The organism is Janthinobacterium sp. OK676 (assembly GCF_900103595.1).
GTDB lineage: Bacteria > Pseudomonadota > Gammaproteobacteria > Burkholderiales > Burkholderiaceae_D > Janthinobacterium.
Genome location: NZ_FNHA01000008.1, coordinates 267,750 through 284,263, shown reverse-complemented (window position 1 = coordinate 284,263; position 16,514 = coordinate 267,750). Strand labels below are relative to the sequence as shown.

16 protein-coding genes are annotated in these 16,514 nt (G+C 62.1%); 8 read left to right on the top strand and 8 right to left on the bottom strand.

Annotation, left to right across the window (positions count from 1 at the left end; all coding sequences use genetic code 11):
• The first annotated feature begins 36 nt into the window (after window positions 1-36).
• From BLU39_RS17635 to BLU39_RS17625, 3 genes are read left to right on the top strand one after another with little or no spacing between them, the layout of a single operon-like run.
• On the top strand, window positions 37-909 hold the full coding sequence (locus tag BLU39_RS17635; RefSeq protein WP_157808904.1) for an alpha/beta fold hydrolase: 873 nt from the start codon (window positions 37-39) through the stop codon (window positions 907-909).
• A gap of 3 nt (window positions 910-912) precedes the next feature.
• Window positions 913-1,971, top strand: coding sequence for a sensor histidine kinase (locus tag BLU39_RS17630; protein ID WP_232731337.1), 1,059 nt, complete (start codon window positions 913-915; stop codon window positions 1,969-1,971).
• Window positions 1,968-2,687 carry a LytR/AlgR family response regulator transcription factor gene (locus tag BLU39_RS17625; RefSeq protein ID WP_092715231.1) on the top strand — a complete coding sequence of 240 codons (720 nt, stop codon included), beginning with the start codon at window positions 1,968-1,970 and terminating at the stop codon, window positions 2,685-2,687. The genes BLU39_RS17630 and BLU39_RS17625 overlap by 4 nt, the downstream gene beginning before the upstream one ends.
• Before the next feature lie 5 nt (window positions 2,688-2,692).
• On the opposite strand, the gene BLU39_RS17620 is transcribed toward BLU39_RS17625, so the two are convergent.
• The 3 genes from BLU39_RS17620 to clpS form a co-directional block, all read right to left on the bottom strand.
• Window positions 2,693-6,037 (bottom strand): S41 family peptidase, encoded by a 3,345-nt coding sequence (locus BLU39_RS17620; protein WP_092715229.1) that lies wholly within the window; start codon window positions 6,035-6,037, stop codon window positions 2,693-2,695.
• Between the two features lie 162 nt (window positions 6,038-6,199).
• A complete protein-coding gene (clpA, locus tag BLU39_RS17615) occupies window positions 6,200-8,500 on the bottom strand; it encodes an ATP-dependent Clp protease ATP-binding subunit ClpA (RefSeq protein WP_092715227.1) in 2,301 nt (766 codons plus the stop codon).
• Entirely contained in the window at window positions 8,497-8,799 is a 303-nt protein-coding gene (gene clpS, locus BLU39_RS17610; RefSeq protein WP_034751577.1) for an ATP-dependent Clp protease adapter ClpS, read from the bottom strand. The genes clpA and clpS overlap by 4 nt, the downstream gene beginning before the upstream one ends.
• A gap of 321 nt (window positions 8,800-9,120) precedes the next feature.
• On the opposite strand from clpS, the gene BLU39_RS17605 reads away from it, so the two are divergent.
• Window positions 9,121-9,324 carry a transcription antiterminator/RNA stability regulator CspE gene (locus tag BLU39_RS17605; RefSeq protein ID WP_010395943.1) on the top strand — a complete coding sequence of 68 codons (204 nt, stop codon included), beginning with the start codon at window positions 9,121-9,123 and terminating at the stop codon, window positions 9,322-9,324.
• Between the two features lie 86 nt (window positions 9,325-9,410).
• On the opposite strand, the gene icd is transcribed toward BLU39_RS17605, so the two are convergent.
• Window positions 9,411-10,664 carry an NADP-dependent isocitrate dehydrogenase gene (gene icd, locus BLU39_RS17600; RefSeq protein WP_046682579.1) on the bottom strand — a complete coding sequence of 418 codons (1,254 nt, stop codon included), beginning with the start codon at window positions 10,662-10,664 and terminating at the stop codon, window positions 9,411-9,413.
• A 283-nt stretch (window positions 10,665-10,947) separates the two neighbouring features.
• On the opposite strand from icd, the gene BLU39_RS17595 reads away from it, so the two are divergent.
• The 3 genes from BLU39_RS17595 to BLU39_RS17590 all read left to right on the top strand — a co-directional run bounded on the left by BLU39_RS17595 (window position 10,948) and on the right by BLU39_RS17590 (window position 12,362).
• Window positions 10,948-11,511, top strand: a complete 564-nt coding sequence (locus BLU39_RS17595; RefSeq protein ID WP_092715225.1) for a pseudouridine synthase — start codon at window positions 10,948-10,950, stop codon at window positions 11,509-11,511.
• A 107-nt stretch (window positions 11,512-11,618) separates the two neighbouring features.
• Window positions 11,619-11,786: a hypothetical protein gene (locus tag BLU39_RS28675; protein ID WP_157808903.1), complete on the top strand. Its 168-nt coding sequence runs from the start codon at window positions 11,619-11,621 to the stop codon at window positions 11,784-11,786.
• Window positions 11,787-11,918: 132 nt separating this feature from the next.
• Complete coding sequence (locus BLU39_RS17590) at window positions 11,919-12,362, top strand: DUF192 domain-containing protein (protein WP_092715224.1); 444 nt, start codon at window positions 11,919-11,921, stop codon at window positions 12,360-12,362.
• Between the two features lie 159 nt (window positions 12,363-12,521).
• On the opposite strand, the gene rpsT is transcribed toward BLU39_RS17590, so the two are convergent.
• Window positions 12,522-12,788, bottom strand: a complete 267-nt coding sequence (gene rpsT / locus BLU39_RS17585) for a 30S ribosomal protein S20 (protein WP_010395935.1) — start codon at window positions 12,786-12,788, stop codon at window positions 12,522-12,524.
• Between the two features lie 297 nt (window positions 12,789-13,085).
• Between rpsT and murJ the strand changes: the two genes are divergently transcribed.
• Window positions 13,086-14,633, top strand: a complete 1,548-nt coding sequence (gene murJ, locus BLU39_RS17580; RefSeq protein ID WP_092715222.1) for a murein biosynthesis integral membrane protein MurJ — start codon at window positions 13,086-13,088, stop codon at window positions 14,631-14,633.
• 110 nt (window positions 14,634-14,743) lie between these two features.
• Here murJ and BLU39_RS17575 read toward each other — a convergent pair whose 3' ends face one another.
• The 3 genes from BLU39_RS17575 to BLU39_RS17565 form a co-directional block, all read right to left on the bottom strand.
• Entirely contained in the window at window positions 14,744-15,241 is a 498-nt protein-coding gene (locus BLU39_RS17575; protein WP_092715220.1) for an FxDxF family PEP-CTERM protein, read from the bottom strand.
• A gap of 218 nt (window positions 15,242-15,459) precedes the next feature.
• A complete protein-coding gene (locus BLU39_RS17570; RefSeq protein WP_092715218.1) occupies window positions 15,460-16,116 on the bottom strand; it encodes a type II secretion system protein in 657 nt (218 codons plus the stop codon).
• 5 nt (window positions 16,117-16,121) lie between these two features.
• Entirely contained in the window at window positions 16,122-16,514 is a 393-nt protein-coding gene (locus tag BLU39_RS17565; protein WP_092715216.1) for a type II secretion system protein, read from the bottom strand.

The following is a 16,514-nucleotide window of genomic DNA, read 5'->3' as shown; positions in this document are numbered from 1 at the left end:
GGCGCCGCTAGCATGGTCGTCAAGGAGGAGTACCCAATGAAACGAACACTGCAAACTTGTATCCTGCTCGCCGGCGTGCTGCTGGCGGGCGCCGGCCAGGCCGCCGCGCCCACAGCCTTCACGGCCGAGGTCACGGGCCAGGGCCGCCCGCTGATCCTGATTCCCGGCCTGGCGTCATCGGGCGAAGTCTGGCAAGGCACGGTGGCGCGCCTGTGCGGCCCGCAAGCCACGCGCCAATGCCACGTGCTGACCCTGGCCGGCTTTGCCGGCGTGCCGGCCATCGCAGGCGACCTGCTGGCGCAGGCGGAACAGCAACTGGCCGACTACATCGTGGCGAAAAAACTGGCCCAGCCGGCCATCATCGGGCATAGCCTGGGCGGCTTCGTGGCCCTGAAAATGGCCATCGACCATCCGCGGCAGACGGGCAAGCTGGTGATCGTCGACTCGCTGCCGGCGCTGGGCGCGGCGCAGCTGCCATCGAGCACGCCGGAACAGCTGCAAGCCATGGCGACGCAGATGCAAGCGGCCATGCGGGCCCAGGATGCGGCCGGCGCCAGCGCCAGCCAGCGCCGCACGGTAAGCGGCATGGCCAGCGCGCCGGCCGATGTGGAACGCATCATCGGCTGGGGCCAGCGCTCGGACCGCGAAACGGTCATCAACGCCATGGGCACCCTGATTGCCAGCGACCTGCGCCAGGATGTGGCGAAAATCAAATCGCCGACCCTGGTGCTGGGCACCTGGATCGCCTACAAGGATTACGCGCCGCGCGCCGCCATCGAAGCGACCTTCCAGCAGCAGTATGCACAACTGCCCGGCGTGCGGATCGCGCTGGCCGACACGGCGCGCCACTTCATCATGTACGACCAGCCGGACTGGATGGTTGCACGCATTGAACAGTTCCTGGACTAAGCGGTGAACCTGCCCGTGCACCGGCCGCCGCTGCTGGCCAGGATCAACTGGTACTGGACCTTCCAGCTGGCCGGCTGGGGCGCCCTCGCCCTGTTCAACAGCGTGTATGGCGGCTCCTCGCAGCTGCGCATCGTCGTGACGATTGCCTGCTGGGGCTCGCTGGGCGGGCTGCTGCTGTCGCACCTGTGGCATGGCGTCCTGCTCCGGCGCGGCTGGGCGGCAAACGGCTTGCGCTGGAAACGCATCGTGCCGTCGCTGATGGTGCTGGCCGCCATCCAGACGGCCAGCGTGACGGTAGCCTTCCACGTCATGTACCCGCCCGGCACCATCCGGGGCATCGCCTGGCTGCCCGGCGCGCTGCTGTTCTGGTTCGGGGTATTTTTGACCTGGACGGTGTTTTACTTCACCACGCTGTCGCTGCGCCGCGCCGCCCACCTGGAAGCGGAAACCCTGCGCCTGCAACTGCGTGGGCGGGAAGCGGAACTGCGCGCCTTGCAGGCGCAGGTCAATCCGCATTTCTTCTTCAACAGCCTCAATAGCGTGCGTGCGCTGATCTTCGAAGACCGCGACGCGGCCGCGCACATGATCGACCAGCTGGCCAAGCTGATGCGCCACGCGCTGCAATCGGGCCAGCACCCCACCGTGCCGCTGGCGGCCGAACTGGACGCCGTGCGCGCCTACCTGGCCATCGAACAGATACGCTTCGAGGAACGCCTGCGCGTCAGCTTCGCGGTCGAGATCAGCGCGCCCGACCTGGAACACGTGCGCGTGCCGCCCATGGCCGTGCAAACGCTGGTGGAAAACGCCGTCAAATACGGCGTCGAAGCGAGCGCCGACGGCGGCGATATCCGCATTGCCGCGCAGCGCAGCACCGGCGTGGACATGCTGCGGATCGAGGTGGCCAACACGGGCCAGCTGCGCGGCGCGTCCGGCTCCACCGGCATCGGCTTGCGCAATGCGCGCCAGCGCTTGCAGCTGGCCTGCGGCGAGCGCGCCAGCCTGGCCTTGCGCCAAGAGGCGGGCTGGGTCTACGCCACCATCGACCTGCCGGAGCGGCCATGAACGGATCGCCGCTCAAGGTCATGCTGGTCGATGACGAGCGCCTGGCGCGCGCCGAGCTGCGTCGGCTGCTGGCACCGCATGTGCAGTGCGGCGCCGTGGAGATCGTCGGCGAGGCGGCCAGCGCAGCCGATGCCGTCGCGCAGATCGGCAAGCTGCGCCCCGACCTGCTGCTGCTCGACGTGCAGATGCCGGGCGGCTCCGGCTTCGACCTGCTGGCCGCGCTCGATGATGCGCCCGACGTCATCTTTTGCACGGCCTTCGACCAGTACGCGCTACAGGCGTTCGAGGTGAGCGCCCTCGACTACCTGCAAAAACCCGTGCAGGCGGCGCGCCTGGCCACGGCGCTGGCGCGCGCCGGCGCGCGGGCCCAAGCCGTGCCGCCGCCTGCGCCGCGCAAGGTCTTCATCAAGGATGGGGAACGCTGCTGGTTCGTCGCGTTTGGCGATATCCGCCTGCTGGAATCGGAAGGCAATTACACGCGCGTGCATTTCGGCGCGCAGCGGCCGCTGATGCTGCGCACCCTGAACCAGCTGGAAGAAAAGCTCGATCCCGCCCTGTTCCTGCGCGCCAACCGGCGCCAGATCGTCAACCTGGCGCAGGTGGCGCAGCTGGCGCCGAACGCCGCCGATGGCCTGGTCCTGCACCTGCTGGACGGCAGCGTGGTCGAGGTGTCGCGCCGCCGCGCGCAGCAGTTCAAGGCCGCCTGCGGCCTGTAGCGGGACTACCTGAGCGCGGGGATCGGCTGCGCCTGGAAGGCGGGGCGCGGCTGCTCCTTGAGCTTTTTCGCCAGCATGTCGAGCGCCACTTCCAGCTGGCGGTCGGCGCCATTGAAGGTAGCGTGCGGCGGGTTTTCCACCTCCACATCCGGCACCACGCCCACGCCTTCGATCAGCCACTGGCCGTCGATGCCGAACTGGCCGTTTTCCGCCACGCGCGCCATGCCGTTGTCGGCCAGGCGCGTATTGTCGCTGAGCCAGACGCCGGCGCCGGCCGTGCGCTTGCCCACCAGCGGCGCCAGTTTCAATGCCTTGATGCCGGCGGCGAAAGTCTCGCCATCCGAATACGTGAGTTCATCGACCAACACCACCAAATGGCCGCGGAAGGTGTTCTGCATGTTCGACGACGGCTGCACGCCTGGCGGCGCCCAGTAAGCCCAGGCCTTGCGCAGCAGTTTTTCGATGATCCAGCTGTCGATATTGCCGCCGTTATTGCGCCGCACGTCGATGATCAAGCCTTCGCGGTTGATGTTGGCGTAAAAATCGCGGGCGAACGAGGCGATGTCATTGGCGCCCATGGCGCGCAGGTGCAGGTAGCCGATGCGTCCCTGCGAGGCGGCAGCCACCTGCTCGGCGCGGCTCAATTCCCAGTCGCCATAGCGCAGCACCGTCTGTTTCGCCATGTTGACGGGCGTGACGATGACGGCGCGCGGCGCGCCCTTGCCACGTTTGACCTGCAGCAGCACCTGCTTGTCGGCCTGATTCAACAGCAAATCGCTGATATCGCGCGCGGCCAGCACGTCCTTGCCGTTGACGGCCGTGATCACGTCGCCCGCCTTCACGTCCACGTCGGGGCGCGACAGCGGCGCGCGCGCCGACGGCAATTCCGCTTCGCTGCGGTAGACATGCTCGACCAAGTAGCCATCGCTGGTGCGCGCCAGCACGGCGCCCAAGCCCGCCGGCGTACCTTCCTGCTCCGTGCGGCGCAATTCGCCGGGGCGTATCTGCGAATGCAGGGCGCCCACTTCGGCCACCATCATGCCCAGCACGTCATTGAGTTCGGCCCGGTCCGTGACCCGCTCGACCAGCGGCGCATATTTGTCGCGCGCCGCCTTCCAGTTCACGCCGCGCATCTTCGCGTCGTACAGGAAGTCGCGGTGCAGGCGCCAGGCGTCGTTGAACATCTGTTTCCATTCCAGGCGCGGATTCGACACGAACGTCCAGTCGTCGACCTTGACCTTGGCTTTCGACAGGTCGGCCGGCAGCTTGGCGCCCGCCTCGATCACCAGCATCTCGCCCGGGCCGGTGGCCGTGGCCGTGCGGTAGTACAAATGTTTTTTATCCTGCGCCAGGTCGAATTCGCGCACATTGGTCACCAGCAGTTCCGGCTTCGAGCCCGCATTGCCTATGGCAAGCGTCTTCAGGCTGGACTTGTTCTCGCCGCTGTCGCGTTCGAGGAAATACAGGCGCTTGTCGTCCACAGCCAGCGCACTGTAGTTGCCCGCAGCCAGCGGCACTTCATACAAACGCTCGGCCAGGCTCTGGCTGACGATGGCAGGCAAGGCGGCCGGCGCCTTTTTCACGGCCGACTTGCCACCGGCCTTTTCCAGCGCTTTTTCCGCCGCCTGTTCGGCCGCCTTTTCATCGTCCGTCTCGGCCGGTTTCACTCCCGGACGGCTCAGCTCATCGTCGGCCTGGAACGGGAAACGGTTGCCCGGCTGCAGCGCCAGCGCATACACGCCGATGCGCTTGTCGAACACGGGACCCATGTTGCGGTCGCCCCATGGCGAGCCATTGGCCAGCTGAAAATTGCGCGCCGACAAAAAGTACAACCACTTGCCGTCGGGCGAAAACACGGGCGAACCGGAGGTATAACGGTCGCTGGTGACGAATTGCAGCTGTTTCGATGCAAGGTTGTACAGGCCGATCTGCTCGCGCTGCTCGTTGCTGGCCACGCGCACGATGGCCAGGTTGCGGCTGTCGGGCGACCATTGCACTTCGTCGTGCTTGTCCACGCCCGCCTTGCCCGCATCGTCGATCAGCTGGTTGCCCCTGGTCGCCAGGTCCAGCAGCCAGAAGCGGCCCTTCTTGTCCGTGTGCGCCAGCCAGCGCCCATCCGGCGACGGGTACAGCTTCCAGCGGTGGTTGTCGCCCTGCGTCGTCAGCTGCTCGCCCTTGCCCGAGCCATCGGCGGCATACTTCCAGATTTCGTTTTCTCCGCTCGTGTCGACGATGGCGAAGACGGATTTCTCGTCGCTGGAAAAGACGGCGTCGCGCGCCCTTGCCCCATCGGGAATGGCGATATCGACCCGGCGCAGGCTGCCCGTGCCGGCGATGCTGACCTTGCCGCGCGCCGTCAGGATGATGCGCTCATCCTTGCCTGACAGCTGCACGTTGGAAAGGGTGTCCAATGGCGAGCGGATCTGGCGCGCGCGCTGCTGGTCGAAGTCGGACACGAGGCTGATCGCTAGTGGCGGCGAGTCCGTGCCTGCCGCCAGGTCCAGCACCTGCAGGTCCGCGCCCAATTGATACACGATCTTGCCATCGCCCAGCTGGGCATTGCGCACGTCCCACTGCGTGTGGGTCGTCAAGGCGCGGCGGTCGGAGCCGTCGGGCAGCATGCTCCACAGATTGTCGCTGCCGCCCGCGTCGCTGATGTAATAGACGCGGCCCTGCCACCACATGGGGCGCTTGTTGTTGCCCGCCAACACGGCAGGCTCCGCATGCATGCGCACGGCCTCGCCCTTGCCATCGAGGTCAAAGCGCCACAGGGTGGCATGCGCGCCGCCCCGGTAGTTGCGCACATTGTCGTTGGTCATGGCCAGGCCGAAACGCGTGAAGAACAGCGTCTTGCCCGCGTCGTCGAGCGTGGCGTCGTTGGCGTCGGCCACGGGAAACACGCGCCGCGTCTGTTTCACGGGATCGATGGCGGCGACGATGCGGCGCGATGCCGGCCCATCCGTATTTTGCGTGCTGACCAGCACCTCGCCCTGCGCCGTCCAGCCCAGCACCAGCACGCCGCCATTGTCATACGAAATGCGGCGCGGCAAGCCGCCCGCCAGCGGCATCACGTACGCTTCCTGCGCCCCTTCATAGGCGGCGGAAAACGCCAGCCACTGGCCGTCGCGCGAAATTGCCGCGTTCGTTTCATAGCCGGGATGCGTGGTCAGGCGCTGCGCCGCGCCACCGTGGATATTGCTTTTCCACAAATCACCTTCAGCCGTGAAAACGACGGTATCGCCGCGTACGGCGGGGAAACGGAAATAGCTGCCGGCAGGAGCGGCCGCAGCCGCGTCAGCCAGCAGGCCGGCGGACAACAGGAGCAAGGTTAGATTGCGGGAAATTTTCATGTGGGCATCCAGATAGCGGTCAAGGCGGCATGGACATCATGTCGATACCGGATAGCAATTCTGGCATAAGCGCGACCAAAGAAAACCTTCTTTATTGCCCACAAAAACGTAAAAAAACCCGCGCCACTTGCGTGGGCGGGTTTTTCATTGACTGCAGGAAGTTTATTCCACTTCCACCGTTTCCGGCGCAGCCGTCGGCGCCGCATCTGGCGGTTCCGGGAATTCCAGCAAGACCTGGTCCTTGTCGTCGAGGTCGACCGTGACGCGTCCGCCGGTGACCAGGCGGCCGAACAGCAGTTCGTCGGCCAGGGCCTTGCGGATCATGTCCTGAATCAAGCGCGCCATCGGCCGCGCGCCCATCAGCGGATCGAAGCCTTTCTTGCCAAGGAAGGCACGCAGCTTCTCGGTAAACACGGCTTCGACCTTTTTCTCGTGCAACTGCTCTTCCAGCTGCATGAGGAACTTGTCGACCACGCGCAGGATGATTTCCTGGTCCAGCGCGCGGAAGCTGATGGTCGCGTCGATACGGTTGCGGAACTCCGGCGTGAACATGCGCTTGATGTCGGCCATCTCGTCGCCGGCCTGCTTCGAATTGGTGAAGCCGATCGACGTCTTTTGCAAGCTTTCCGCGCCCGCATTGGTCGTCATGATGATGATCACGTTGCGGAAATCGGCTTTGCGGCCATTGTTGTCCGTCAAGGTGCCATGGTCCATCACTTGCAGCAGGATATTGAAAATGTCCGGATGGGCTTTTTCAATTTCATCGAGCAGCAAGACCGCATGCGGCTTCTTGGTGATCGCTTCCGTCAGCAAGCCGCCCTGGTCGAAACCGACGTAGCCCGGCGGCGCGCCGATCAAACGGCTGACGGCGTGGCGTTCCATGTATTCCGACATGTCGAAACGGATCAGCTCGATACCGAGGATGAAGGCCAGTTGCTTGGCCACCTCGGTCTTGCCGACGCCGGTCGGACCGGAGAACAAGAAGGAGCCGATCGGCTTGTCCGTCTTGCCCAGGCCGGCACGCGCCATCTTGATGGCCGAAGCCAGCGCGTCGATGGCGGGATCTTGCCCGAAGACGACATTGCGCAGGTCGCGGTCGATCGTCTGCAGCTTGCTGCGGTCGTCCTGGTTGACCGTTTGCGGCGGAATGCGCGCGATCTTGGCGATGATGTCCTCGATCTCGGCCTTGCCGATGGTTTTCTTTTGTTTCGACTTCGGCAAGATGCGCTGCGCCGCGCCCGCTTCATCGATCACGTCGATCGCCTTGTCGGGCAGATGGCGGTCGTTGATGAAGCGCGCCGCCAGTTCGGCCGCCGTCGACAGGGCCGAAGCCGAGTATTTCACGCCATGGTGCTCTTCGAAGCGCGATTTGAGGCCGCGCAAGATTTGCACGGTTTGCTCGACGGTCGGCTCGTTGACGTCCACTTTCTGGAAGCGGCGCGAGAGCGCATGGTCTTTCTCGAACACGCCGCGGAATTCCGTGTACGTGGTCGCGCCGATGCACTTCAGCTGGCCATTCGCCAGTGCCGGTTTCAGCAGGTTGGACGCGTCCAGCGTGCCGCCCGAGGCCGAGCCGGCACCGATGATGGTGTGGATCTCGTCAATGAACAGGATGCCGTTCGGATTGTCCTTCAACTGTTTCAGCACGGCTTTCAAACGCTGTTCGAAGTCGCCGCGGTATTTGGTACCGGCCAGCAAGGCGCCCATGTCCAGCGAATACACGACGGCATTCTGCAGGATTTCCGGCACGTCGCTTTGCGTGACGCGGTAGGCCAGGCCTTCGGCGATGGCCGTCTTGCCCACGCCCGCTTCACCCACGAGCAGCGGATTGTTCTTGCGGCGACGGCAGAGGATCTGGATCACGCGGTCGACTTCGTCCTCGCGCCCGATCAGCGGGTCGATCCTGCCTTCGGCCGCGGCCTTGTTCAGGTTTTGCGTGAACTGGTCGAGCGGGCTTTCCTTCGGCTGGCCATCGACGGGCGCTTCTTCCACGCCTTCGGAGGCTTTCGCGCTTTCCGTCGACTGGTCCTTGCGCACGCCGTGCGAAATGAAATTGACCACGTCCAGGCGCGTCACGCCCTGCTGGTGCAGGTAGTAAACAGCATGCGAGTCCTTTTCGCCGAAGATGGCCACGAGCACATTGGCGCCCGTGACTTCCTTCTTGCCGTTCGAGGCGGACTGGACGTGCATGATGGCGCGCTGGATCACGCGCTGGAAACCAAGCGTCGGCTGGGTGTCGACTTCGCCCGTGCCAGGCACGGTCGGCGTGTTATCGCCGATGAAATTGGTGAGGGTCTTGCGCAGGTCTTCAATATTGACCGCGCAGGCACGCAATACCTCGGCAGCGGAGGGATTGTCCAGCAGTGCCAGCAGTAAATGCTCAACCGTGATGAATTCGTGCCGTGCCTGCCGAGCTTCGACAAACGCCATGTGCAAACTTACTTCTAATTCCTGCGCAATCATACTTCCTCCATCACGCACTGCAGGGGATGCCCCGCCTTGCGCGCATGCGTTAAAACGAACTCCACTTTGGTACACGCTATATCTTTAGAGAACACGCCGCACACTCCTTTGCCGTAGCGATGAACACTGAGCATGATTTGCGTCGCCGTTTCACGGTCCTTGTTGAAATACTCCTGAATGATGGCCACCACGAATTCCATCGGGGTGTAGTCGTCATTGAGCAAGGCCACCTGGTAGAGCGGTGGCGGCTTCAGCACTTGCCGCTCCAGCAGGGTTTCTGTGTCGTGCTTGGTTGCCATACGCTTATTCTAATGCTTTCACAGTGGTTGTCATGCGCAATATCTACGCCTTTCCAATTGTTTTCAATCTTACGCGTTTTCTTAATAGTGCGCAGATGGCGACCTTGCCGTCAAAATCAAGAGTTGCTTTTTTGGTTGTCGTGAAGAATTTGGCAATATCGATGGAAAAGCGCTTGACTTCATTATTTATTCCGCCAACAATGCTGTATCGACTGTTGCAGTAATGTACAGCTTGATAAGAAGTGAGACGTCGAGGAGGGGGCAAGAAGCTTCTTGCTTTTATGGCTCGTGTGATTTGTTTTAATTTTGAAAGTTCTTTTTATGGCAACAGGTACAGTTAAGTGGTTCAATGATTCCAAAGGTTTTGGCTTCATCACTCCAGATGATGGCGGCGAAGATTTGTTTGCTCATTTCTCCGCAATCAACATGAACGGTTTCAAGACCCTCAAAGAAGGTCAAAAAGTTCAATTCGAAGTCACGCAAGGCCCTAAAGGCAAGCAAGCTTCCAACATCCAAGCAGCCTAAGCATCGCCGGCCCTCAGATGTGAAAAACCCCGTTTTCGAACGGGGTTTTTTTTCGTCCGCAGGGCGCGCAGCGCCCTGCCCCTCCATTACATGTGCTCGATCATCACCTCGCCGAAGCCCGAGCACGACACTTGCGTCGCGCCTTCCATCAGGCGGGCGAAATCGTAGGTGACGCGCTTCGAGGCGATCGACTTTTGCATCGAGGAAATGACCAGGTCGGCCGCTTCCAGCCAGCCCATGTGGCGCAGCATCATTTCCGCCGACAAAATCAAGGAACCGGGGTTCACGTAATCCTTGCCCGCATACTTGGGCGCCGTGCCGTGCGTCGCTTCAAACATGGCGACGGAGTCGGACAGGTTGGCGCCCGGCGCGATGCCGATGCCGCCCACTTGCGCCGCCAGCGCGTCGGAAATGTAATCGCCGTTCAGATTCAGGGTGGCGATGACGCTGTATTCGGCCGGACGCAGCAGGATTTGTTGCAGGAACGCGTCAGCAATGGAATCCTTGACGATGATGTCGCGGCCCGTCTTCGGATTCTTGAACTTGCACCATGGGCCGCCATCGATCAGCTCGGCGCCGAATTCCTTTTGCGCCAGCGCATACGCCCAGTCGCGGAAGCCGCCTTCCGTGTACTTCATGATGTTACCTTTGTGCACGATCGTCACGGATGGCTTGTCATTGTCGATCGCGTACTGGATGGCCTTGCGCACGAGACGCTCCGTGCCTTCGATGGACACGGGCTTGATGCCCAGGCCCGACGTGGCCGGGAAGCGGATCTTGGTCACGCCCATTTCATTGACGAGGAAATCCATCAATTTCTTGGCTTCAGGGGAACCTTGCTGGTATTCGATGCCGGCGTAGATATCTTCCGAGTTTTCGCGGAAAATCACCATGTCCGTCTTTTCCGGCTCTTTCACGGGCGACGGCACGCCCGTGAAGTAGCGCACGGGGCGCAGGCAGACGTACAGGTCCAGCTGCTGGCGCAGGGCCACGTTCAGCGAACGGATGCCGCCGCCGACGGGCGTCGTCAGCGGGCCCTTGATGGACACCACGTAATCTTTCAGCACTTCCAGTGTTTCTTCCGGCAGCCACACATCGGGGCCGTACACATTCGTCGATTTTTCGCCTGCGTAGATTTCCATCCAGCTGATCTTGCGCGCGCCGCCGTAGGCCTTGGCCACGGCCGCGTCGATCACCTTGATCATGACCGGGCTGATGTCGATGCCCGTGCCATCGCCTTCAATGAAGGGAACGATGGGATTATCTGGTACATTCAGCGAAAAATCGGCGTTGACGGTGATTTTTTGGCCGTCAGCAGGTACAGTGATATGTTGATACATCGTGATCTCCGAAGTGGGACACACCGCTGGCGGGCAACGCAGGCCGGCGACGCGCTCTGCGGTTGCAGAGTTTACAAAAACAAGTCCGAACAGGGCGGCAACAACGCACTTTAGCAGGGAAAGAACACCCGGGCCATCCGCATCGCCAAAGAAGCCCACCGCCACAGTCTTCTATAAGACATAAGACTAACGTTTCACATTATGCACCAGTATCTTACAGGGCGCCACGCTTTTGCGGCGCCGACCAGCAGCCACCATCGTTTACATCAATTCCTCTACCAGCATGCCACTCATCCTCTTCAATAAACCGTTCCAGGTCCTGTGCCAGTTTTCGCCGCAGGAGGGCCGCGCCACCCTGGCCGACCATCTCACCATCCCCGGCATCTATCCGGCCGGCCGGCTCGACGCCGACAGCGAAGGCTTGCTGCTGCTGACGGACGACGGCCGCCTGCAGCACGAGATCAGCCATCCGGACCGCAAGGAAGCGAAAACCTATCTGGTGCAGGTCGACGGCGTGCCCGATGCGGCCAGCCTGGCGCGCCTGCAGGCGCCGCTGGACCTGGGCGACTTCATCACCAAGCCGTGCAAGGCCGTGCGCATCGCCGAGCCGGACTGGCTGTGGCCCCGCAATCCCCCCATCCGCGCGCGCGCCGACAAGCCGACCTCATGGCTGGCGATCACCTTGAAAGAAGGAAAAAACCGGCAAGTGCGGCGCATGACGGCGGCCGTCGGCCTGCCCACCCTGCGCCTCGTGCGCAGCGCCATCGGCCCGTTCTCGCTGGCCAGCCATCCATTGATGCCGGGAGAATGGTGCGAAGTGCCGGCCGAGAACATAGGCAAAGCGTAAAGCGACCAGGAAAAGCGGCCGCGGCACTAAATTTTTCTAGAAAGCACTATTTATTTTTAGATAATGCAATTAAGATCATCGGACCCTGACATGATACAAAAGGGAAGATGATGAAAAAAGCAATATCAACCCTGGCCGCCTCCCCGCTTGCCGGCGCCGCACTGGCCCAGTCGGGCGCCCAGGTGCACGCTTCCGCCGCGACCGATGCGGCGCGCCTGATTCCCCTGGCACGCAAGACGAAGCAGCCCGCCGAAGCAGGCAAGCCCGTCAAGTAAACGCAGTTTCCGGGGTGGCGACGGCGAGCATGTTGCGGTAACCCCACGCTTTCGGCGCGGCCGGGCGGCAGGCTTGACCAGGCGTGCGCCAGCATGGCTTAATCGCCGCTTCGATCGCCACCGCCCCGCCCCATGAAAAATTGCCTGCGCCGTCTCAGTCTGTCCATCGCCCTGCTGTCTTGCGTCAGCATGGCCCAGGCGCAAACGAGGAGCTTGCAACTGTCAGCCGGCATGCATTTGATCCAGGCGGAAGTGGCCGCCACGGAAGCGCAGCGCGAACAGGGCTTGATGTACCGCGAAAAGATGCCGGCCAATGCAGGCATGCTGTTTGTCTTTGGCAATCCATCCACGCAATGCATGTGGATGAAAAACACGCCGCTGCCCCTGTCGGTGGCCTTTATCGATGCCAGCGGCAAGATCGTCAACATCGAAGACATGCAGCCGCACACGCTCGACAGCCATTGCTCCACCAAGACCGTGCCCGTGCGCTATGCGCTGGAAATGCATCTGGGCTGGTTCAAGCAAAAGAACATCAAGCCAGGCATGAGCATCGGCAACTTGCCGGCGGCGCGCTAGCGCGCAAGATACGGGCGACCGCAGACGGCCACGGCCTTAAAAACCGGCGCGGGAACGCGAAAAACCCGCCAGAACGAATCTGCGGGTTTTTGCTTTTCAACCAGTGCCAGCATACCGGCACAGGCAAGGCCACCATGGTGGCTTGCCTGCTGGCGAATATTAAGCGGACAGTGCTTTCAAAGCAGCTGCCAGACGGCTCTTATGGCGAGCTGCCTTGTTTTTGTGGATGATCTTCTTGTCAGCGATACGGTCGATGGTCGACACGGATGCTTGGAAGATTGCAGCAGCAGCTGCCTTGTCGCCGCCCTGGATCGCTTTGCGAGCAGCTTTGATAGCCGTGCGCAAGGTCGAACGTTGGGACGAATTGTGTGCGTTTTGCTTAACTGCTTGACGAGCGCGTTTGCGCGCTTGTGCGGTATTTGCCATGGAATTTCCTAAAACAGGGTCAAAGTGCGTTTGCAAACATTAGTGTTTGCCAACCGGTGCGTTCTGTGCGTCTGCCGAACCATGTGTGCCAAACCAGTGCCTGTCAAACATTAGTGTCTGCGTAACAGAATTCTGTACAGCCTTCGATTATAGCGATATTTTCAAGCGGGGGCAAATCAAAAAACCGTGTGTCACGCCAAAAACACGTGAAAATGAGGCGGGCAAGGGCGAATCGGCAGCGGTTGTTACCATATTTTAACCGTTTTCCGGTACCGCTCCCGGCTATAATCTGCCCCCATGAACTTGCTTAAAACCCTCGCCGCCATTTCCAGCATGACCATGCTGTCCCGTGTAACCGGATTATTGCGCGAGAGCCTGTTCGCGCGCGCCTTTGGCGCCGGCGCCTACACGGACGCCTTCATTGTTGCCTTCCGCATCCCCAACCTGTTGCGCCGGCTGTTTGCCGAGGGGGCGTTCTCGCAAGCCTTCGTGCCGATCTTGTCTGAATACAAGAACCAGCATGGCCAGGAAGCGAGCAAGCAGTTGGCCGACCACGTGGCCACCACGCTCGTCTGGGCCACCTTGCTCGTGTCCGCCATCGGCATCATCGGCGCGCCCTGGTTCGTGTATGCGATCGCCACGGGCCTGACCAAGGATGCGGGCGCTTTTGACGCGGCCGTGTGGATGACGCGGCTGATGTTCCCTTATATTAGTTGCATGTCCTTCGTGGCCCTGGCCGGCGGCATCCTGAACACCTGGCGCGAATTCAAGATTCCCGCGTTCACGCCGGTGCTGCTGAACCTGTCGTTCATCGCCGCCTCGCTGTTCCTCGCTCCCTATTTGAAACAACCGATCTACGCCATGGCCATTGCCGTGTTCGCCGGCGGCCTGCTGCAGGTGGCCATCCAGATTCCCGCGCTGATCAAGATCGGCATGCTGCCGCGCCTGTCGATCAATCCCGCCATCGGCCTGTCCGACGGCGGCGTGCGCCGCGTGCTGAAAAAGATGGGACCGGCCGTGTTCGCCGTCTCGGCAGCGCAGATCAGCCTGATGATCAACACGAGCATCGCCTCGCGCCTGGCCGAGGGCAGCATTTCCTGGCTGTCGTATGCGGACCGCCTGATGGAGTTCCCCACCGCCATGCTGGGCGTGGCCCTGGGCACCATCTTGCTGCCCAGCCTGTCGAAGGCGAACGTGGATGGCGACAAGACGGAATACTCGGCCCTGCTGGACTGGGGCTTGCGCCTGACCTTTTTGCTGGCCCTGCCCGCCGCCGTCGGCATGGCGACCCTGGCCACGCCGCTGATCGCCACCCTCTTCCATTATGGCAAGTTCACGGCCGAATCCGTGACCATGTCGACGCAGCCGCTGGTGGCCTACAGCCTGGGCCTGATCGGCATCATCCTCGTGAAAACCCTGGCGCCCGCCTTCTATGCGCGCCAGGACATCCGCACGCCCGTGAAGATCGCCATCGGCGTCTTGATCGCCACGCAGCTGATGAATCTGCTGTTCGTGCCCTACATCGCCGTGGCCGGCCTGGCCCTGTCGATCGGCCTGGGCGCCTGCCTGAACGCCAGTTTCCTGTACTGGGGCTTGCGCAAGCGCGGCATCTACCAGCCGAAACCGGGCTGGGCCAAGTTCTTCCTGCGCCTGCTGCCGGCGCTCATCGTGATGGGCGGCGTGGCCTATCTTGGCGCCGTACGCATCGACTGGATCGCTATGCAAGCCCATCCGCTGTTGCGGGCCGGCGCGCTGGCCCTGGTGGTGGCCGTGTGCGGTGCGGCGTATTTTGCGACCTTACTTGCGGTGGGCTTCCGCTTCCGCGCCTTCAAGCGCCACGCGTGACAAGCTGTGCAGGACGTTGTTGCCGGCGCCTCGCTGTACCGAGGAAAGACGAAAGACGAAAGACGAAAAAAAACCCGCCGAAGCGGGTTTTTTCTCGTTGCGGCGTAAGCTTAGGCAGCTTTTTGGGCGCGACGGCGGGCGGCGAAACCGACCAGCGCCAGGCCGCCGAGCAGCATGCCATAGGTTTCTGGCTCTGGCACTGGCAGTGCGGAGACGGAACCCAGGTAAGCGGCGTTTTTCAGACCCGTCAGGCCCGTGACGTGCACGGTGTACGAACCGGCGGCCAGTTGGCCATCCCAGCTCAGGCTCTGGATGCCGGCAGCGGCGGTGTAGGTCAGGTTGCCGTAGCCCAGCAAGGTGGCCGAGAAATCCTTGATCGCGCCTTCGACCACGGAAAACGTTTGCAGCGCGCCAAACGAGGTCGACGATGGCGTGACCAGTTTGAAGGTCCAGTAGTCATCGACCGCGCTGTTTGCGGCAAACTTGGTGGTGATGGCCGACAGGGTGTCGGAACCCGTTGGATCCAGGATACCCAGGTCGTACGTCGCTGCCGATGCGCTGAACGATGCTGCTGCCAGAATGCCTGCAGCGATAAATTTCAATTTCATAGTTTATCCTCAAAAGTAATTTATGGCTGCAATGCGCAGGCCACCAATAGTTGTAGTACCGGAAGTACCGATGAGAATGGTAGCATAATTACATTGATTTAATTATAAATATTTTATGTTAGTTTCACTTCTAATAACTATTTTTTGACTGCAATAGTTACCTTCGCCGAGTACTTTCCCGACAAAAACAGTTCACATGGTATCGATGGCTTTTTACCTTACTTTTCAGGTGAAACTGCCTGTTCCGGACTTGGCGCGGGCAATTCGACCTCTTCCGGCGCGGGCGCAGGCTCGGTTTCTTGCGTAGGGGAAATAGGACGAGAAAACAACGCGGGCGCCGGCACGTCCGGCGCGGCGGGCGCGCCATCGCTGCCAGGCGCCTGCGCCGCACTGGACGGCGGCGCTGGCTGGGCAGGCAACATGAACTGCCACTCCGACAGGTGCGCCTTGCCTTCAAAACCGGCGTAACGGGCCTCGAAGTTGCCAACCTTCAATGGCGCCGCCTGCGACAGGCTGTGCACACCGATGATGCCCTGGCTGCCCGGCTGGTACAGCAACCCCCACTCGGCGCGCCCCGTGACGGGGTCGACAAACAGCTTGCGCAAATGGCGGCGCACTTGCGGAAAGCGCGGATCGCGCAGCAAGGCGGCCAGGGTCGGCGGCTGTTGCGGCTGGCCGGGCGGCGTGGCGGCCGCATAGCTGTACAAGGCGTCGGAAAACTGCGCGCCGATGTCGAGCAATTCCTGCTCGGCCGCCTGGCGCTGCAGCAGCGAGCCCATCTTCAGCCCGGCCGCCCCCACCAGCCCCAGGATGGCCACCAGGATGATCAGGCCCAGATACGTAAAACCGCGCTGGCGGCGCGCAGGACGGTGCATGGCCGCTACCAGTCGGCGAACGGCGTGCCGCTGCGGTCCTTGCCGGGCGCGCCGCTTTTCACGTCATACACCTGGCCCGGCGTGTCGTCGGGTGGCGGCACGGTGACCCAGCTGGCGTCGCTGTCCGTGATGGGATCGATGGGCATGGCGCGCAGGTATTTCTTTTCCACCAGTTGCTCCAGAGAGTCGGGATAGCGTCCCGTATCGCCGTGGAACTGGTCGATGGTCGTGCGCAGGTTGCGCAAGTTGTCCGCCAACACGGTTTCCTTCGCCTTGTCGAGGCTGGGGAAGTAGCGGGGCACGGCCAGGGTCAGCAGCAGCGCCACGATGCCGAGCACCACCAGCAATTCGATCAGGGTGAAGCCGCGCCTGCGGGCGGGAAGGGGGTCAGCAGCCAT